Genomic DNA, 19,483 nt, shown 5'->3' with positions numbered 1-19,483 from the left:
CCCTAAGGTTAAGCCTTTCATCTAGCAAAGCCAATGATTAAGCGTTAGCGGCTTTAAGCTGTGCCACTTTCTCTTCTGAGATTGGCTTAGTGATCAGCGATAGTGCTACACACACGCCCATCATTACTGCTGAGATGGTGTACGCTAGGGTGTAGCTGCCGCCACCTTGTGCCATTGAGTAACCAACCACGCTTGCGCCGATGGCACCACCCATACCCCATGCGGTGTAAAGGATGCCGTAGTTGGTGCCGTAGTTTTTCAGGCCGTAGTATTCAGACGAGATAGATGGGAATACTGCCAGTAGGGTACCGTAACCCATTGCCGCAATTGCTGTACCTACAATCAGAGTGAACTCTGAAGTGAAGGTCGCGAATAGCACCATGTTAATGCCTTGGAGGGCGAACGCTAGGAACAGTGTGCGCATACAACCAATCTTGTCAGATAGGATACCTGCTGCCACGCGACCGCCTGAGTTAAATACCGCAAGGATTGACGCTAGGTAAACGGCGTTTGGCAGGTTTGCTTGTACGCTTGCAATGTTAGTGATGTTACCGATGATCATAAGACCAACAGACGCCGCGAAGGCATACATTACCCACAGTGAGTAGAACTGAGGTGTCTTTAGCATTGCGCTCCATTTTAGATCTTCAGGGCGCTTCAATACTTTTGGTGCTTGGCCAGCTTTCACTTTAGGCTCAGCTGGGGTGTAGTCCGCTGGTGGGTTGTTGATAGTACAAGCCAAAGGAACAGCAATAACCAGTACGCCAACACCTAGGATCAAGAAGGCGTTGTTGATGCCTTGCGTCTCAATCAGAAGCGAAGTCAAAGGTGCAAGGTAGATAGCGGCAAGACCAAAGCCTGCTGCGATAAGACCATTAACCAGACCTTTTTTGCTTGGGTGGAACCATTTCATCGCTGATGGAGAAAGACATGCGTAGCCAAAGCCGATACCCATACCAGAGATCACGCCGAAGGTGATGTTAAGGCCCAGTACAGAGTCAACAAAACCCGACGCGATCATACCAAGACCAGTCAGTGAAGTACCCAAGATAAGGATTTTACGTGGACCCATACGGTCTTGCAGAATACCCGCTACCAAAAGAGAAATTGAGAAGACAATAGTAGCAACCGCATAAGGTGATGACGCATCCGCAGCGTTCCAGCCAAAGTCTGTTACTAGGGCTTTGTTAAATACACTCCAGGCATATAGGATGCCAAGACAAAGGTTGATACTGAATCCTGCTAGTAGGATGCTGGTCGCTCTATCAAACTTGCTCATCATTTTTCTCGTCTGTGCCACTCAAACGGAGCAGCGGGTTAAGGGTGGGTTTACTCAAATATTTTTTACTTTATCAACACCAGTGATAAAGGAGCGCGGATTATAACCAATAAAATTGTGATTGGAATCTCTTTTTTTACGTGCTGCGAAAATATTTCAATTTGTTTCGGTGTGGTTACGGGGTTAAGCCTCGATCTGAACGATAGATGAGGCCTAATAGTGCTGTTTATCCGAAGTGGCATTTTGATAAATTATTGATATTAATGGATAATCAGTTTTATTGATTATATTTTATTTTTATATAAGAATTAATCAGAGCCCGTAGAGTTAAATTGTTGAAAAAGTGAGCGATCTGTTCGATTCTCGACTTTGGTGCACTGTGAGGGTTGGCGAAAGATTATACTGATGTCAGACTCAACTTTTGTTGAGTGAAATGCAGTTTTGACGAATAAATGAACGGGATGTAGCAGTGGAAAATCGTTTTGCGTTAGTGGTACAGGGCGGTGGTCAAAAGGGGGCGTTCGCCGCCGGGGTATTAGATTATTTCAAAAAGCAGCAGTTTGATCCCTTCTCGCTCTATCTGGGGACGTCAGCCGGTGCCTTAAATATCGCGGCGTATGTGGCTGGGCAGCAAGGTTTGGGTTTGGACTTTATTCTCAACTATTCAACCCACAATCGTTTTTTTGACCTGAATAAGTTTTTGCGCAAAGAGCAGCCGATGGATCTCGATTGGGCGTTCCAGTTTGTTGAAACGGGAGAGTTTCCCCTCGATATCAAGCGAGGGCGACAGCGGCTGGGTGCAACTCGAGAGGCGCTGGCCTGTATCACCCATGTCGAAGAGATGAAGGACTACTACTACCCGATCTTTGCCGATAACTGGTTTGATGTCCTTCGAGCAACCTGTGCGATCCCAGTACTGTATTTCAATGATATCGAATTCGATGGTGCAACCTGGGTCGATGGTGGCGTGACGGCCTCTGTTCCTGTACAAGAGGCATATCGGCGGGGCGCCACCGAGATCGTGGTGATCACTACAGAGCAAATTATTGAGAGTAAACAGCCCGATCGCTTTGATGTTTCGATTGAAAGGTTTAAAAATGAGTTAGAAACTGGGCTTGAGCCCCTGATCGCCAAGTATGGCCTGCATGGTCATCGTGATAAGTTGGTGGACTTTCGTAATCAGTTTGTCGATAAGCTTTCACACTGGCAGCAAACCAGTCGTGAGGACATTTTTGGCATGGTGCCTCGGGAGTGGCTGCCCGATACCGATAAACTGGCCCAAATGATAGCTGAGCAAAAGCATCGTTTGAGCTTGTCTAAGCCCAACTCACAAAAAGTCGATATGCTGGTCAATCATTATGTCAATCATGAGGCGGTAAAGGAGTTTATGCGTGAGCCGCCCGAAGGCGTAGTCATCCATGAGATCGCGCCTAGTAACGGCTTGCTCACGCAAGGGCTGATGAGCAGCCGTAAAGAGATCTTATCTGATTATGAGAGCGGCCAACTGGCAGGGTTCGAGTTTCTCAATCGCTTGCAGGAGCGCGAGGTTATGACAGGAAAATAGCAACGCGCCAAAAGACCGATCTCGATGCTTGCCCTAGTGCTCGATCTTGGGTGCGTATATCGAGTAAGCCGTAATTTGCCCTGCTACAATTGCCGAGAACATAAACACAGCGGACAAGCCAATATCAGGGATGGGTAATACTGATTGCTCAAACACCGATTGGCTGGCACTGACTAAAACGCGACTACCTGGGACTAGGATGATTATGCCTTGGACAATGTAGATAGAGCCGGTGAGCTCGAGGCGTTTCGCAACCCAAGTACCATACAGGGTGATCAGCACCGTGGTCACCCAAGTCCCAACTATCCAGCCACTGTCAAAGCCAAGGTAGAAGGGCCCCCACATGCCAAGTACCGCGACTGGCAAGCCAAGCAAAATATCTCTTGGTCTAGCGTTAAAGATCACGCCAATTGAGGTTGAGATCAACAGCAGGCCAAAGTAGTGCATCCAGGTTGGGATCTGATTGGTATACGAGATCGAGTCAACCTGACCCCACCAAGCCTCACCAATGTTGAGACCGATCACCACGCCAACAAACAGCTTGATCAGAGTCAGCGCACTTTGACCCAAAAGGGCAGTGCCTGAAACCAAGTCATTGAAGGCTAGACACTCGAGTGAGTTGGCGATCGATAAGCCCGGTACAAAGAGGATCACCGAGGCAATACATAGTGCCCAAACTGGTACACTGGCCCCCATACCGACAATGAAGGCCACAAAAATGCCCGTCAGCAGTGCGGCAATAAACTCAACTGCAATGGCTCGGTGCCCTTTACAGATTTGCTGCACCATCCACACCATCAGACCCAGTAGACCCGCGTAGCCCACGGCTTCGAGCGTGCTGCCTACCAGCATTAGGTACGCAGGCGGAATGCCAATATTGGCCATCGCAACCACCCACGGTGAGTATGAGCGTGTTTCCACGGCTGGCTCTTTTGAAGGGCGATTAATTCGATCAATGGTATTGGCAAGCAGCCCAAGATTGATTGACGCAGGCTTAAGGCGCTTAAGTACCACTGTATTGTGCTTATCGGGGAACTGATAGTTAATTGCGGTCGGAGTTGCCTGTACCAAGACATCCACACCATGCTTGTTAGCATAATATTGCGAGTATTTTTCCACCTTATAAGCAGGACACCCACAGCGATGCAGGGTATTACCAATCTCTACGATTTTATTGATCTTGTATTGCGAGGGCATAGCGGTCTATCAGTCATTACCAAAACGCGCGTAAGGTACCAAAGACCGGCACAAGAAGCTAGGGGAAGCTGGGGGGCGAGGTTCGGGTTACACTTCGTTCCGAGTATCGAGGAGTGCGTCGTGTGTGTCCTCGCCTCTCGCCTCTCGAATCTCGCCTCTGTTTTTACGTGCGATGCCACATTTTAAGAGATTGAAATTGCAGCCTATATCCTCGATAGGTAAGACTATTTCAATAATTTAAATCGTTTCGGTAATACGCAATGTCAGATGCACAGTTTTTGGTTGGGTGTTATACCCCTGAGTCGGCGCCCGCTGGTGTGGCGCGTATCTCACTCAACAGTGAGAGTGGTGAGCTGAGCTTTGAGAGTTGGGAGCACCTCACCACTAGTCCTTCCTACCTATACAGCAACGATAAGGGCATTTATACCTTTAATGAGCTCAGCCAAGCCAAAGGCTCACGATTAGAGTTTGTTGACAAGCGAGGCAAGGTTCATACGCTATCAAGTGGGGGGGATTACCCATGTCATATCGATATAGACAGCCAGGGGCAGTTATTGGCACTGGCTCATTATGGTTCTGGCACGGTCACTGTGTTCAGCTTAAATGAGACCGGCGCGATGCAGGAGCAGATTGACTGTCTGAGTAATCCTGGAACTGGCCCTAATCTCGCTAGGCAAGAGGCGGCACATGCGCATATGGTGAAGTTCTTGTGCAGAGATGATCAACTAGCCTATGTGGATCTTGGCACTGATAGTATCCATTTTTATCAGCTCAATAGGGCCAGTTTGAGTCTTGAGCTATCTCAAACCCTCACCTTGTCATCTGGCAGTGGACCAAGGCATATGGTATTTAACCGTGATGAGACGCTGGCCTATGTCGTGTGTGAGTTGACGGAAACCGTAGTGGTGTTGGCAAAAGTGAACCAACAATGGCAAGTGCTTTCTGAGCAGCGTTTACTTCCGGAAATTGAGGTGACAGAGACAGCGGCGGCGATCAAGCTGTCTACAGATGAGCGTTATGTATATATCTCATGTCGTGAGCAAAACATCTTGGCCTGCTTTGCGGTCACCGAGCAAGGCTTATCACCGGTACAGCAAGTGATGCTAAAAGGGCAGTTTCCCCGCGACTTCACCATTAGCCAAGATGGCCTCTGGGTTGTTGTTGCTAACCAGCATTCGAGTAGTCTAGAGGTATGGGCGAGAGATAAGGACAGCGGACTTTTGAGTGAAACCGACCATCAGCTGGACTTTCACCAACCTGTGTGTGTCATTGAGGCCACAGGCTAGGGTTAACCTCAATTTAGCTGTGAACATGCTAGGGTGAACGGGTCTCACCCTAGCAAGGCGAGATTAACGACCCAACATGCGCGTTAGCGTACCATCTTTATCGATCAACTGATGCTTGAGTGCACCAGCAATATGTAGGACGAAGATGACGATCAACGCATTCACGGCAAAGGTATGCACGGTATTGGCGCTTTGCTGCAAGAGAGGCATCTTTTCTCCAGCAGCGATAAGCTCAAGGCCAAATAGCTCAATCGCCCGCCCGCCACCGATACTCATTAGGATTCCCGACAGCGGCATTGCGATAGTCGCGAGCATTAAAATCCCATGTACGGCCTTACCCAGTTTTTCTTGCCACACGGGCAGTGATGAGGCGGGTTGAATCGCCCCCTCTCTAATGCGCCAAGCGATACGGACAGCGGCGACAAGTAAGATCAGTAAGCCAATCGATTTGTGGATTGCATAAAGCTCAAATTTATCTGGGCTGCGCGGAAGGTCGACCATATACAGACCCAAGCCAAAAACGCCAATAAACGCCAGTGCCACAAGCCAATGCAGGGCCACGGTAGGTTTGGACAGTGAGCCAGTGTTGAGCATAGAAGTTCTCCATATTTATGAGTGTTAAATGATTTGAACTATTATGTGATCAGTTAGGTTTTGAAACTATGATCGCCGATGTAAATTTGCGTAAATTCTATTCAGTGCAGTGAGTTAGGAGCCAAATATGGACCGATTTCCAGAGTCATTTTTGTGGGGTGGAGCTATTGCCGCCAACCAGGTTGAAGGCGCCTATGACCTCGATGGAAAAGGCCTATCAACGGCTGATATGTTACCTAAAGGCATTCTAAGTCCCCATCAAAAACGGGCGCAGCGTACGCCGGGAATCAAAGACCTAGCGATTGATTTTTATCATCGCTACCCAGAAGACATCAAACTTTTCAAAGAAATGGGGTTTACTTGTCTGCGTTTATCCATCGCTTGGACACGCATTTTCCCCAATGGCGACGAGTTAGAGCCCAATGAGGCGGGGCTGGCTTTCTATGACAAGATCTTCGATGAATTAGCTAAGCACGATATCACACCTTTCGTGACCCTGTCACACTATGAGATGCCTTATGCCCTAGTGGAGAACTATGGCGGTTGGGCAAGCCGAGACACGATTGGCTTTTTCGAGCGCTACGCTCGCTGCGTGCTTGAGCGTTATAAGGACAAGGTTAAGCTGTGGCTGACATTTAACGAGATCAATATGTCGACCCATGCGCCGTTTACTGGTGTTGGCCTGGAGGAAGATGCCAATCAACAAACCATCTATCAAGCCATCCACCATCAGCTGTTAGCCAGTGCTCAAATCGTGAACTTGGTGCATGACATTATACCCGATGCCAAGGTGGGTAATATGCTGCTTGGCGCACTAGTTTACCCTTATACCTGCAACCCTGATGATGTGATTGCGGCGATGCACAAGAATAACCAATGGCTGTTTTTTGGTGATGTGCAGACGCGCGGTCGCTATCCCGGCTATATGTGGCGCTATTTTCGCGAGCACGACATTACTCTCAATATGGAACCGGGCGATCTTGACCTGCTTGCCTCGGCAAGCGTGGACTTTATCTCGTTTAGCTACTACGCCTCTGGCTGCGCCAGTGCGGACCCTCAGCAAACGGAAGTCGGCAATATTATCGATAGTGTCCCCAACCCCTATTTAACCAAGAGCCAGTGGGGCTGGTTGATTGATCCCAAGGGGCTGAGGGTATTGCTTAACTTTCTTTACGATCGTTACCAAAAGCCATTGTTTATTGTCGAAAATGGCCTTGGTGCACGCGATGAAGTCGACGAAAAAGGTCAAATCAACGATGATTACCGGATTGCTTATCTTAATGATCACCTAGTTCAGGTGCATGAGGCGATTTTGGATGGGGTCGAAGTGATGGGCTTTACTAGCTGGGGACCTATCGATTTGGTCGCCAATTCAACAGCAGAAATGAGCAAGCGCTATGGCTACATTCATGTTGATCGCGATGATGCGGGGCAGGGCAGCTTATTACGCACGCGTAAGAAGAGCTTTTATTGGTATCAAGAGGTGATCAAAAGCCGAGGGGCCAGCCTGAAAGGCTAGACGTTTGAATAATTGGCAAAGGAGTGCAAAAAAATGATCCCACTAAGTACACACTATGTGTCTGGTGTAGTGCTATCAGAGATCGATGGCGAGATGAAATTGTTACTACTCAAACGGGTGAAAGGTGACTACTGGTGTCACGTTGCAGGGAGAATTGAGGGCGATGAAACTGGTTGGCAAGCCATAATGCGTGAGTGTTTGGAGGAGACTGCGATCGAGGTTGGGACACTGTATAACGGCCAATTTATGGATCAATTCTACGAACCACATGTCAATGTGATAGAACTTATACCTGTGTTTGTTATTTACTGCCCGCCCAATCAAGCGGTGGTGCTCAATCATGAGCATACTGAGTATCGTTGGTGCGGCTTGACGGAGGCGGTTCAACTCGCGCCATTTGTAGGCCAGCACAAGGTATATCAGCACGTTTGGCGATACTTCGTTGATGCGAAGCCTCATCCACTTTGGCAGGTCAAGAGAGTCAGCAAGGGCTGATACATATCCAACTGACCTCAAGGTGCAGTTGGGTATATTTCTTACGACTTGTACTTATGTAGCAGATCTAACGGGATATGGCAGTAGTCACCGGGGCGTAGGGTGAGCCGGTCTTGATGTTCATCGTCGCTTTTGACGTAGTTGGACAGCAAGCAGATCTCGACCGCAATCTTATCGGCGTCTTCTCGCTGTTTGATGTAGTCACGTGCATGCTCAAGGTGAGCGGTATTTTTGCTGTAGACGCCAGTTCGATATTTTTCGCCCACGTCGCCGCCTTGCTTGTTGATGCTGTAGGGGTCGATGATCTCAAAAAAGTACGCCATCAACTGCTCAACAGACACTTTAGCTGGGTCAAATTTAGTGCGCACACACTCAGCGTAGCCATCGTAGGGGGTAGCAGTAGAGTCGGTGCTGCCATTGGCGCGTCCTGCTTCGGTTTGGCTCACTCCGGGTAAGTGGCGCATGTATTCCTGAACGCCCCATAGGCAGCCGCCTGCGAAGTATATTTCTTCCATCTTTTATCTCTCTAGAGTTTTCAGTAGGTGATCGAGCAGGCTTAGGTCTGGTAATCGTTGTTTGTCTATTTGGCTATAGGCTTGGTAATCATTCCCAATGACATCAAAGTCAAGCAACTCTAAAGCCTCTCGGTCATATTCTGGGTGGGAAGAGCATAGCAGCCAACGTCCGTGGCCGTATTTGCCACACACAATGGCCGCTGGTTTATCGGGTAGCTCGGCAAAACGTGCCAGCACCTGATAATTGGCATTTTCATTGGCATCGTTTGATGGAGAAAAATAGCAGCCGCCGATGTACAGTGATGGTGTATTACTCAGCTGTGCTGAGCTCATTTGCAACTCAACCACACGGGGTTTGGTTTGGTTGTAGTTATCTCCGCGGCCAAAGGCTTCTACTGGGCCTTTGGCGATGCCGTTGAAAAAGCCCAGCTCGTTTTGAGTCACGATCTCAAACGGCTCACCTTTAGCCCAGTGTGTTGTCTCGCAGGCCATATAGGCTCCGGCGCAGATCCCCAGATAGCGACCACCACGTTTGACATACTCTTTGATCAACTGGTTGGCGCGCCCATCAAGCTTGGCAGACTTATAGCGACTCGCCCCACCAGGCATCACAAATAGATCAACATCTGCATCTAGGGCACCAGCGAGGATCTCGTTGGCATTGACGAAATAGATGCCTTGCTTGCCACGAAGTTTACCCAGAGAGTAATACAGCACATGGTTGTTCGAGACATTGTCTGAGTAGATAAGAATCTTCACGAGGTCATCTTAGCTAAAGGTTTGACTAGACAGCGCGTGATAGCACACTGGCAGGGCGCGCTTTAGCTATCGCTGAGGTGAGTGTGCCAGCGATTATAGCTTTGACCAGATCGCCCGGAATGAACACCCACATTAGCATCGTCGATTCAAGTAGTGTCTTTTCGAGCACGATCGCCATACCAATAATACCGAAGATGTACATCACAATGATACCGCCAATCACAGAGGCAACGGTTGCCACAAGTGCAAGCGATCCACGGCGCCATTTCTCAACGATTAAGCCGGTAACAAAGGCAGACACAGGCCAGCCAATCAAAAAGCCACCGGTGGCTGAAACAAACATGCCTAAGCCGCCATGGCCACCAGAGAGCAGCGGAAGGCCTAGGGCAACCAGTAGCAAGAACAGCATTACTGCCAGTGCGCCGCGTCGGGCGCCCAGCATGGTGCCGCACAGCATAATACCCATACCCTGAGCGGTGATTGGCACACCAAAGCCAAGCGTGATACGCGGCATCAAGCCCAGCGCCGCGATCAGGGCTGCAAACAAGGCAATATAAACAACATTTTTTTCCATCTATTCTTCTTCCATGTTAGTTAGGCCACCACGCGCGCGTAGCGCTTCTGCAACGTGGTCGGCATCATCAAGAGCAAGTACGGTAAAAGGCAGGATTATCCGCCAACTTGAGCGGCGATGAGAGCGCGCGCGCCAAGCCTGAGATAAATTCCGTCCTTTAGAGATCAGTGTTGGTGTCATACGGATCACCAGTGCCATCGCCAACTCTAAAGCGCGGGTATTTAGACCCAATCGGCGCAGGGGACGAACAAGCGTATGCACTACCTCAATCATGTCAGATAGACGAGTGGTCATGGTAACGAGGTTGGCTAGCGCCACAGCAGAGAGCAACCGCAGAGCGATCATTGTGCCTTGGGTCAAATCCGCAGTCCACCAATGCCAAACTAATAAGACCAGAACAAACGGCCACAGGATTTTGAGTTGTTTGACACCGTTGAGGAAAAACGCCTTACCGGGCAGAGCATATAGGGTGAGCACGAGCAACAAAAAAACAGCATGAACCATTAAATGCTGAACAAAGAACAACCCTAGCGTGGTGATACTCAACGCCGCAAGTTTAAGCCCTGCACTCCATTGGTGAGCCCTGGTTTCAACTGGCGAGCTGAGAGATATCATCACCGTCTCCGATTCTGTGCATTTCTTCCAAATAGCTAGGCAGCACATCTTCCGTTGGACCAAAGGCCGCTATCTGGCCGCTTTCGAGCCATAACAGTTGATCATAGCCCTCGAGATCATTGGGATCGTGGCTAATATGGACTAGTGTTCCTGGGAAAGTATTTAGGTAGCGCTGCAGCTGCTTTTTGGTTGGGATATCCAGTCCGGCAAACGGCTCATCAAGGATGATAAGCTTTGGCTGCATCGCCATCACCGCCATCAAACACACTAAGTGCTTTTGTCCGCCAGAGAGAGCGGAAGTATGTACGTCTTGCCAGTGCGTTTTACCAAACGCAGCCAGCGTATCAAGAGCGCTCTGCTGCGCCTGCTTTTTACTCTGACCGAGCTGGCGCAGGCCAAACACAATCTCTTCGATGACAGTAGGGAAGATAATCTGGTGATCAGGGTTTTGAAACAATAAGCCAATGCCACGCAATGCGGCCTTACGATCGGTAAACGGGTTAATACCACCAACTTCTAGCTCACCAGATTGGATCTCAATCAGCCCGGAAAGCACGCGCGATAGTGTTGACTTACCCGAGCCATTACGCCCAATCACGCCCAAGCGCTTAACTTTGGTATCCAAACAGAGGTCATGCAAAATAGACTTGCCTTCTACCTCAAGGCGAACTTGGTGAAGTTTTATCGATTCGCCGCCATCATCGGCAGCCTTGCGGTTAAGGTGAGTAGTGTTCATGTTCCCCTGACAGCCAAACATCCATAGAGTTGATATGCGGCCACATAGTATCAACTTTTTGGGGGAGAGGCGAGAATACAGAGGCGAGAAGCGAGAGTCGAGAGTCGAGAGTGTTTCTCGGGCGCTGCCTATTCTGCGAGCCCCCAAAGTTTTTTACAATTGAAAGTTTGTGAGAACTTTATTGCGTCAGAGCTTCGCCTCTCGAAGGGCGAAGCCCGTCTCGTCACTCGCCTCTGCCGCTAGGCCACTTTCGGGAAGAGGTGAGAATCGGGAGTCGAGAAGCGAGATTGTTTCCCAGGCGCTGCGTGTCTGCGAGCCCCCAGAGTTTTCACAATTGAAAGTTTTTGAGTACTTTATTACGCCAGAGCCTCGCCTCTCGAAGGGCAAAGCCCGTCTCGCTTCTCGCTTCTGCCGCTAGGCACGATTGGGAACCAATTCGACTGGACGATCATCAATCGGAATATGAATCAAGCCAGCAATCACCGCGAGTACGACCGTTGACCACCAGATTGGCTCGTAGCTGCCGTAGTAGTCGTAGATGCGACCGCCTGCCCAAGCGCCTAAGAAGCTGCCAACTTGGTGGGTGAAGAAGACTAGACCGTATAGGGTCGACATGTATTTTACGCCGAAGATATGACGCACTAGACCCGATGTTAATGGTACGGTGCCAAGCCAGACAAAGCCGATTGCGCCGCCGAAGATGGCTGCGGTGAACTCGCTGATTGGGAACACCACAAAGCTTGCGATGACTGCAGCGCGCAGCATATACAGTACACACATTACGTGGCGTTTGCTGTAGCGGTCCGCCATCAGGCCCCAGAAGTATGAGCCGAAGATGTTGAAGATACCGACATACGCCAGTGCCATCGCTGCGCTTGAGGCGGGTAGCTGCTTGTCAGCTAGGTAGCTTGGCAAGTGGGTAGCAATAAACATTACGTGGAAGCCACACACAAAGAAGCCTGCATGAATGAGCCAGTAGCCTTTGTGATTAAACGCCTGCTTAAGCGCTTGTTTAAGAGTCATTTCTGATTGGACCGACTGAGTCTTTACCGCCGCCACACTAGGTTTGCTGGTCTTCATAAAGGCAGCAAAAGCAATCATCAAGGCACACAGCATAGCAAAGCCTTGCATTGCACCTTGCCAGCCCCAGTTTGTCATCATCGCTTGCGCGCCTGGGATCATGGCGAACATACCAAATGAGCCAGCTGCAGTGGTTAGGCCAAAGGCCTTGGCTGCGTGCTCCGCTGGTACCACTTTTGCCACCGCACCAAGGATGATCACGTAGCTGGTAGCACTTAGACCAAAGCCGACTAGCGCGCCAAGAGAGATGTAAGCCATCGCAGTGGATTGAGTCACTGACATCAGCGCCAGACCCAGGGCATAGGCAATCGCGCCGATAACAACGATACGCTTTGCGCCCCACTTATCAGCGGCCATGCCGACAAATGGCTGGAATGCGCCAAACAATAGGTTCTGCAGTGCAATCGCAAGGCTAAAGAACTCGCGACCTGTGTTGAAGTGCTCTGAAATAGGCATCATAAAGATACCGAAAGACTGCCTGATCCCTAGGCTAATAATTAGTGTACCGATCCCTAGCCAAACCAAAATTGGAAAACGAAAAATACTCATGTTTGACTCTTAATGTTGATGATGGTTGTGGTGTTGATGGTGGTTGTGGCTGTCTAAGGTATCGTGGCTATGACACCCCGCATCCATTGCCTGCTCTGCGAGCACCTGCAAAAGGAAAGGTGAGTGGTGAACCGCGGCCAAAGCCATGACCAGCAGCAGGGTCATGCGAACCAGTTGCGCCGTCAATGTCTGTGAGAACATACCATTTCAAAGTGAATTAAAGATGTTGCGAATTGTAAATGGCTCACGTGTATGAGGCAAATGATTAATTGTCTTGGCTTATATGCATAAAACGCATAGAGGCGAGAAGCGAGATTGGGTCACTGTTATGGTGAGCTCCTCGTATCTCGGAACGAAGTGTGACTCGAACCTCGCCACTTAAAAAGTTTCAACGAAATAATGCAACAAGTTGAACAAATTTATCCGCTATTCAGTGACTCACAGGATGACTAACATTAATGGTGTCCGGACAAGACATTGATTTGATTAACTGTGATAAAGGAAGCCTGACCATGAAATTTAATTCGATAACACTGACCAGCTTAATGATTGTTGCTTTGTCCGCGCCTGCTGTTTTTGCCACTACAGCCGATAGTGATAGTGGTGAGCGAAGTGGCATTACTTTCCGTCTTGATTGGCAAGATCCTGCTGAGAAAACGGGCGGTGGGTATTATGATCAAGAAGAGTCAAACCGTAAGCATTAAACTATCAATCACACCAATGCCTTTCGGGCGTTGCGAGTCCTCAAACGCCCGAACCACACAGCAACTTAGAATTTGTGAAGCTCTATCGATGCTAAGCCTCGCCTCTCGCCTCTGCCGTAAGGCGATTTAGTCTAATGATTGAGCAAATTTTTCGGCGCAGCTTTGGCAGATGCACGCGATGCCTTTTTTATCTTGCGGTACTTGCTCTAGGAGTGCCTCGGGAAATTTTATTTTTTGGTCAAAACACCAACATTGATCGCCGCAACCTTGTGTCTTGGGCTGACCACATCGGTTGTCCTGATGGCAAATTGGACATTTTGTGGCTTGGTTTTGTGGTTTCATCGTTGTATCTCTGTAGATTACTTAGCCAATTATCATTGGGTGTGAGTATGGATGACAAGTTATTTTAAACTCTGACATTTTCTCTGACACAATAGGGATGTTACTTAATCTAATAGTTGCGTATGATTCCTGCCTCTAATTTTTGCATGATCAAAAGGAAGGCGAGATGAGAGATAAAAAACACGGCTTAGTAATGATGTTATTGTTTACGTTAACTCTGGCCGTGACCCCTCCTTTGAGCCAGGTTATTGATCTCAACGCATCCGTTGGGCATGTGAGTGGTATATTGGTGACAGTGGTGACTGACTCGGCTGGACACAGAGGCTTTTTACTTACGCTCGCGGGATTGACGCTACTCTCGCTGAATTTAAACATGTCACGCCGTGACTTAGTGATTCGCTTTACTCAACTTGCGGTGATCTTAGTGATTGGGTTTTTGAGCAAAAGTGGCTTGAAACAGCTGACGGAAAGTCCTCGTCCTTACACAGAGCATATTGCCCAGCAGCAAGTCATCCCCAGTGCGGAGCAGTTCTACCAACTGGACGTTGCTGAACAAGCTCAAGTGATTGGTCACGTATCTGATCAGGTGAGCAACTGGCGTACTCGCCATTGGCAGGGTGAAAAAGACTACTCGTTTCCCTCTGGTCACACTATCTTTGCTGCCATTTGTGTGGCGTTTTTTGCCGGGTTATTTTTCCAGCAGAGACGATTCTATCTAGCGTGCATGGTTGTTATTTGGGCGGCAAGCGTTGCATATACCCGTATTTGGATCGGTATGCACCGACCGGAAGACTTGTTCGCCTCTGCAGCGTATGTCACTTTGCTGTATATGGTGATACCTACTTTTCCACGATTGGCCAATCAAGCGCTGCGCCTAGCTCCGGCGCGTGTGCGTGCTTATCTAGACCAATAAACCTGCCTAATAACCGCAAGGTGCTGATTGGATCAGTACCTTGAGGTCGCTAGAAAAATTTTCTGATAATATCCAAGCTTTATTGTTTTAAATGTAAATAATATCAAAGTTTAAACGAAAGCAATTATATTGGTTTAAATGGATATGGTAATGACTATCATTATCCACCTCCGTTGATTAATTAGTTAATATAAAAGTGTAATTGAGTTGAAGTAATAGGTGACTATTATCTGATAGATTATATTGACTCATGTTGATACGTTTAGTGATAAGTGACTATTGACGCTTTTAGTAACGGTAGTTGCAGATTCACTCTTAACTATGTCAACGTAAGGATAGCTTGCGAGGTAATGTAAGGTAATTGGAGTTGCTAATTGATGTTATAGGCGGTTATTAATCCATTTATAGACTCGCCACAGAATATAAAGAGTGGCTTTGTTTTTGTATAAATAGCCCCGGTAGGGTAATCAAAATAATTTAGATGGCGGAATGAGAGAAAACGATGCTCTTTGTTGTAGTCAGAGGCAATACCTCACCACTTGTACAATCGCAAGTTTATACTGAGAAAATGGTTAATAAATCTAGGATGGTTGCTGAGTTAATACTTAATTATACTAGGGATAAATTATTCAGCGTCAGATGAGTTTGAATTAATTTGTTTCAAATTAATTAATCTAAGATTTAACTATTATTTACCAATTGTGTACTTTTGATTAAAGCTAGTAAAAGTTGTTTTTGATCAAATTTAATATAAGTTTGATTATGAATACTGAAGCCGTACTTAAATCATCTTGTAAAAGGCAATGTAATGAAAGGTAATTTTTTTAAATTAAGTTCAGTGGCGCTAACTGTTTCGGCTCTATTAATTACTGGTTGTAACTCCAGTGATTCAAATGAGCAAGATAAAGACGTTAAACAGGCGAAAAATATTATTCTTATGATCACTGACGGTGCGAGTGATGGCGCATGGGATATTGCATCTTACTGGCAAAAAGGCACGCTAGCGAATGACTCTGTGCCGTATGTGGATATTAAAACGCGTTATGCAATGACAACTTTCCCCCTAAACACCAGCTCAAACCCAGCTGATATGTGTTCAGATGAAAACGGTCGTGAGCAGGTCTCTTACGATAAAGATCTAGCTTGGGACAACACGCCAAGTGGCAACACAGCCCGTCCTTTCGAGGGTTATGAGTACTTAAACCGAGATGCAACGGACTCGGCTGCAGCGGGCACCGCTATCTCAACCGGTCAAAAGACTTACAATAACGCCATCGCGGTTGATTTCTGTGGTCGTGATTTAAAAATTATCACTGAATACGCCAAAGATCAGGGCATGAGCACGGGTGTGGTCTCATCCGTTCAATTTAACCATGCGACACCGGCCTCGTTTGGTGCCCACCATGTTAGCCGCAATGCATACTCGGACCTTGGCAGCTACATGCTAAGAGAGGGTATTCTTGACCTTGTCATGGGTACAGGACACCCAGCATTTGATGATCAGGGCCAAGAGCGTGGTATACAAAACTACGATCACAAGTATGTATCAGAGCAAGACTGGACTGACTTAACCAACAACGAACTGTTTGCCAAAGGCAATGATCTGCCTTGGGGTATGATTGAAACTAAAGCTGATTTTGAGCGTTTGGCGAACAATGAGTCAAGCATAGAGTTGATGCAAGCGCCGCTATTTGGCTTAGTGCAAAATATTTCAACCCTTCAGCAAGGCCGTGCTTGCCAAGAAGGTGAAGACAAAACGGTGGCGTTTGATTGTAGCATGTTAACCAACTCTCCTAGCTTAGAAGTGATGACTAAAGGCGCGCTTAATTACCTATCACAGAACGACAATGGTTTCTTCGTCATGATTGAAGGCGGCGCGGTTGACTGGGCAGCACACGGTAAACAAACTGCGCGTATCATCGAAGAGCAGATTGATTTTGATGACTCTGTTGCGGCAGTGATGGAATGGGTAGAGCAAAACAGCTCATGGGATGAGACGATGCTGATCGTCACAACCGACCATGGTAATGCTTATGTATTGGGTGAGCAGTCAGACCAAGTTGCTTATACGGCGGTGGAAAACCCGGGCAAAAATACGATGCCAAAAGTGAAATACTACAGCGGCAGCCATACTAATGAGCTTGTGCGTGTCTACGTGAAAGGGGTAGGTGAAGATATGTTTGACCAGCATGTTGTTGACACCGATACCAACTACACTGAGCAGTATCAGAACACTGGCGCAACCGGTGAGTACTTTGATAACACCAACATCTTTGATGTGATGAAAGAGTTTATTGTGAATTAATTACTCTTGATTTGGTAAATAAAAATCCCCTCAGATGCAAGCATCTGAGGGGGTTTCTGCATAAAGCGAGGTGATTAGAACGTTGCGTTCACAGAGAGCTTAAGGCGGCGCTCGTCACCGTAGTGAACATCACGGATAATACCGAAACTGTCCTGTGTGCCACCTGAGCCAACAAAGTATTCTTTATCCAGCAGGTTCTCGATGTTAAAACGCAAATCCCAAGTTACGTCACCGCTCTTAATCTTGTGTGACGCACCCGCATCGATACGTGTGTAACCATCCAGTTTGACTAGGTTACTCTCGTCTGCGTAACGCTCGCCTTGGTAGTTCAAGCCAAGGTTAACCGCCGTGCTTGGGGTAAACGCGTAACGTGTCCACGCCGAGCCAGACCACTCAGGGACGTTGGCCGGAGTGTTACCCTGATAAGTGTCGTCCTTGGTGTACTCAGCATCGATATACATCGCTGATGCCATCACAAAGAACTTGTCACTAATTCGACCTTGAGCGCCGGCTTCGGCACCTTGGTGACGTTGCTTACCGCCTTGTGTCGTGATGCTAGTATCTTCATCAACGTATTCAGTGAACTGAACATTACTTAGCTCGATATCGAAGATCGCACCGGTGAGCAATAGGCTCTGATCAAACAGCTCCCACTTAGTTCCCACCTCAAACTGACGGCTCTCTAGTGGATCAAACTCGGTGATGGTGTCATTGTCATTCAGCACGTTACTTTGATGACTAAAGCTCTCTGCGTAGCTCGCGTAAATAGTACCGTTATAGGCTGGATGATAGATCACGCCAACTTTTGGCGAAAAGGCCGAAGAGTCGTTGCCATCTGATACTTTGATGGCGTTACCTTCGCTGTCAGTTCCGGAGATCTCATCGTAGTACTTGTCATAGCGCAGTCCAAGTAGCACTTGCCATTGATCGTTAAGCGTGACCAGATCCTGCATGTAGAAACCAACCGAGGTGTTATCAGACTCTGAGCGCGCTCCGTTTTTGTAATTGATATCTGGTAGTGCACCCGAGCCATCAGAACCGATATCCTGTCTTTCGCCAGTCTGGCGCTGCTGTGCGTATTCGTACAACAAACCGTTGATACCAAAAACGGTATTGTGCTCAACACCCAGCGCTTCAAAGTTTCCTTTTAGGTCGGCGTAGAAGGTGTGGTGTACCCATTCATCTAGGCGGTCGAATGGGGTGATGCTGTATGAACCATCAAGCTCAGTACGAGCAGTTGTGTTCGGTGAAGAATCAAAGCGGCGACGGTCAAATTGCTGATAGTTATAGCCGGTGCTCAGCTCCCAGCCATGATTTAGATACGCAGTAAAATCAAAGCCAACGTTTTGAACGTTGTTATCGGTGTAAGCCCAGCTCATATCGCGGATCAGATCTTTATCACCGATTACGTTACCGTTGCTATCCAGCCACGCGCCAGAGTCGATGTTGGCTTTATCTTGGGTGCGCTCGTAGTGAACAGACAACAAACCCCAGTCAGAGATATCGGCTTCAATAATACCGTAGCCAAGGAAACGGTCACGCTCGCGGTTATCGCCATCGGCATACTGACGCACTTCCTCTGTGTCTTGTTTCACCATCACCATGCGTCCACGCAGGCTACCGGATTCGTTTAGGGAACCAGACGCATCGATATGAACACGGTGACTGCCGTTGTCATCAATATCGGTGCCGACGTTAACCATAGGCTCAAAAGTAGGGCGCTTGCGCACCATGTTGACCAAGCCACCAGGGTTACTTGCACCGTAAAGCATACTGCTTGGGCCTTTCAGAATCTCAACGCGCTCAAGCGTCTCAATTGGCAGCATGTAGTGAGCAAATTGCTGGTGACCATCAATCAGATAGCCATCGCCGGACGCAAGCTCAAAACCACGTAGGCTAAACACTTCACGGTTCCATTTTTTGGTGCCAGGTGAAACCGAGGCGTCGTTACTTAGCGCCTCACCCAAAGTCGTCGCAAGCTGCTCGTCAAGAATGATCTCAGGAATAACCGCAACCGATTGTGGCGTATCAAGTAGTGAGATATCCGCTCGCATCGCCCCCGATGCATGGTCCACTTTGTAGTCATCAAAGCCACGACCGGTAATGGTCATCGACTCATCCGTTTGTAATTCTGTATTGTCTTGAGCAAGAGCCGCGCTAGAGGCGAGGGCCGCTAAAATAGCGGTGCTAACAGTGGTTAGCTTAAATGTCATGTTTGAATTCCTTATTGTTTTTGCAAGCTTAGCGAGCAATCTGGATGCAAATGATAATGATTATCAAAATAAATTAAATTCAAAAATTACAGAATGTAACAGATTTTGCTAAAAAGGTGATTCAGATCAAATTAAGTGCATTTTAGTTGAAAAAGAAGATTGAAAAACAACAAGAAAAGAATTTAAATGCGACAGATTATCATTTGTATTTAATTTTAGGCGAGTGTAGTTTGCCAGCAACACC

Annotated in this window: 19 protein-coding genes; 7 read left to right on the top strand and 12 right to left on the bottom strand. The window is 47.9% G+C overall.

Annotated features, from left to right (window positions below; translation table 11 throughout):
• Positions 1-37 precede the first annotated feature (37 nt).
• On the bottom strand, positions 38-1,279 hold the full coding sequence (locus tag ACZ5R2_RS21630) for an L-lactate MFS transporter (protein ID WP_464903652.1): 1,242 nt from the start codon (positions 1,277-1,279) through the stop codon (positions 38-40).
• 469 nt (positions 1,280-1,748) lie between these two features.
• Here ACZ5R2_RS21630 and ACZ5R2_RS21625 point away from each other — a divergent pair, with 469 nt between their 5' ends.
• Positions 1,749-2,843 carry a patatin-like phospholipase family protein gene (locus ACZ5R2_RS21625; protein ID WP_464902562.1) on the top strand — a complete coding sequence of 365 codons (1,095 nt, stop codon included), beginning with the start codon at positions 1,749-1,751 and terminating at the stop codon, positions 2,841-2,843.
• A 33-nt stretch (positions 2,844-2,876) separates the two neighbouring features.
• On the opposite strand, the gene ACZ5R2_RS21620 is transcribed toward ACZ5R2_RS21625, so the two are convergent.
• On the bottom strand, positions 2,877-4,040 hold the full coding sequence (locus ACZ5R2_RS21620) for a threonine/serine exporter family protein (protein WP_464902563.1): 1,164 nt from the start codon (positions 4,038-4,040) through the stop codon (positions 2,877-2,879).
• 260 nt (positions 4,041-4,300) lie between these two features.
• Between ACZ5R2_RS21620 and ACZ5R2_RS21615 the strand changes: the two genes are divergently transcribed.
• On the top strand, positions 4,301-5,326 hold the full coding sequence (locus tag ACZ5R2_RS21615) for a lactonase family protein (protein ID WP_464902564.1): 1,026 nt from the start codon (positions 4,301-4,303) through the stop codon (positions 5,324-5,326).
• Between the two features lie 63 nt (positions 5,327-5,389).
• Here ACZ5R2_RS21615 and ACZ5R2_RS21610 read toward each other — a convergent pair whose 3' ends face one another.
• Positions 5,390-5,920 (bottom strand): cytochrome b, encoded by a 531-nt coding sequence (locus ACZ5R2_RS21610; RefSeq protein WP_464902565.1) that lies wholly within the window; start codon positions 5,918-5,920, stop codon positions 5,390-5,392.
• A gap of 127 nt (positions 5,921-6,047) precedes the next feature.
• On the opposite strand from ACZ5R2_RS21610, the gene ACZ5R2_RS21605 reads away from it, so the two are divergent.
• Positions 6,048-7,439 (top strand): glycoside hydrolase family 1 protein, encoded by a 1,392-nt coding sequence (locus ACZ5R2_RS21605; RefSeq protein ID WP_464902566.1) that lies wholly within the window; start codon positions 6,048-6,050, stop codon positions 7,437-7,439.
• A 33-nt stretch (positions 7,440-7,472) separates the two neighbouring features.
• On the top strand, positions 7,473-7,934 hold the full coding sequence (locus ACZ5R2_RS21600; protein WP_464902567.1) for an NUDIX hydrolase: 462 nt from the start codon (positions 7,473-7,475) through the stop codon (positions 7,932-7,934).
• A gap of 41 nt (positions 7,935-7,975) precedes the next feature.
• Here the strand turns inward: ACZ5R2_RS21600 and ACZ5R2_RS21595 are convergent, their stop codons facing one another.
• From ACZ5R2_RS21595 to ACZ5R2_RS21565, 7 genes are all read right to left on the bottom strand, one after another.
• Positions 7,976-8,449, bottom strand: a complete 474-nt coding sequence (locus ACZ5R2_RS21595) for a peptide-methionine (S)-S-oxide reductase (protein WP_464902568.1) — start codon at positions 8,447-8,449, stop codon at positions 7,976-7,978.
• 3 nt (positions 8,450-8,452) lie between these two features.
• A complete protein-coding gene (locus ACZ5R2_RS21590; RefSeq protein WP_464902569.1) occupies positions 8,453-9,208 on the bottom strand; it encodes a BPL-N domain-containing protein in 756 nt (251 codons plus the stop codon).
• Positions 9,209-9,233: 25 nt separating this feature from the next.
• A complete protein-coding gene (locus tag ACZ5R2_RS21585; RefSeq protein WP_464902570.1) occupies positions 9,234-9,782 on the bottom strand; it encodes a biotin transporter BioY in 549 nt (182 codons plus the stop codon).
• Entirely contained in the window at positions 9,783-10,397 is a 615-nt protein-coding gene (locus ACZ5R2_RS21580; RefSeq protein WP_464902571.1) for an energy-coupling factor transporter transmembrane component T family protein, read from the bottom strand.
• Positions 10,372-11,133 carry an energy-coupling factor ABC transporter ATP-binding protein gene (locus ACZ5R2_RS21575; RefSeq protein WP_464902572.1) on the bottom strand — a complete coding sequence of 254 codons (762 nt, stop codon included), beginning with the start codon at positions 11,131-11,133 and terminating at the stop codon, positions 10,372-10,374. The genes ACZ5R2_RS21580 and ACZ5R2_RS21575 overlap by 26 nt, the downstream gene beginning before the upstream one ends.
• Positions 11,134-11,547: 414 nt before the next feature.
• The gene (locus tag ACZ5R2_RS21570) at positions 11,548-12,762 is read right to left on the bottom strand and encodes an MFS transporter (protein ID WP_464902573.1); all 1,215 of its coding nucleotides are present in this window, start codon (positions 12,760-12,762) and stop codon (positions 11,548-11,550) included.
• 9 nt (positions 12,763-12,771) lie between these two features.
• Positions 12,772-12,963, bottom strand: coding sequence for a hypothetical protein (locus tag ACZ5R2_RS21565; protein ID WP_464902574.1), 192 nt, complete (start codon positions 12,961-12,963; stop codon positions 12,772-12,774).
• 311 nt (positions 12,964-13,274) lie between these two features.
• Here ACZ5R2_RS21565 and ACZ5R2_RS21560 point away from each other — a divergent pair, with 311 nt between their 5' ends.
• The gene (locus tag ACZ5R2_RS21560; RefSeq protein WP_464902575.1) at positions 13,275-13,466 is read left to right on the top strand and encodes a hypothetical protein; all 192 of its coding nucleotides are present in this window, start codon (positions 13,275-13,277) and stop codon (positions 13,464-13,466) included.
• A 126-nt stretch (positions 13,467-13,592) separates the two neighbouring features.
• Here the strand turns inward: ACZ5R2_RS21560 and ACZ5R2_RS21555 are convergent, their stop codons facing one another.
• Complete coding sequence (locus ACZ5R2_RS21555) at positions 13,593-13,808, bottom strand: cysteine-rich CWC family protein (RefSeq protein WP_464902576.1); 216 nt, start codon at positions 13,806-13,808, stop codon at positions 13,593-13,595.
• Positions 13,809-13,974: 166 nt separating this feature from the next.
• Here ACZ5R2_RS21555 and ACZ5R2_RS21550 point away from each other — a divergent pair, with 166 nt between their 5' ends.
• Positions 13,975-14,721, top strand: a complete 747-nt coding sequence (locus tag ACZ5R2_RS21550) for a phosphatase PAP2 family protein (protein ID WP_464902577.1) — start codon at positions 13,975-13,977, stop codon at positions 14,719-14,721.
• 808 nt (positions 14,722-15,529) lie between these two features.
• The gene (locus tag ACZ5R2_RS21545) at positions 15,530-17,026 is read left to right on the top strand and encodes an alkaline phosphatase (protein WP_464902578.1); all 1,497 of its coding nucleotides are present in this window, start codon (positions 15,530-15,532) and stop codon (positions 17,024-17,026) included.
• A gap of 74 nt (positions 17,027-17,100) precedes the next feature.
• Here ACZ5R2_RS21545 and ACZ5R2_RS21540 read toward each other — a convergent pair whose 3' ends face one another.
• Positions 17,101-19,239, bottom strand: a complete 2,139-nt coding sequence (locus ACZ5R2_RS21540) for a TonB-dependent siderophore receptor (protein ID WP_464902579.1) — start codon at positions 19,237-19,239, stop codon at positions 17,101-17,103.
• Positions 19,240-19,483 lie beyond the last annotated feature (244 nt).

Source organism: Vibrio sabulosilitoris (assembly GCF_055391395.1).
Note: the sequence above shows the minus strand (reverse complement) of the source record. Positions and strands in the feature narration are given on the sequence as shown.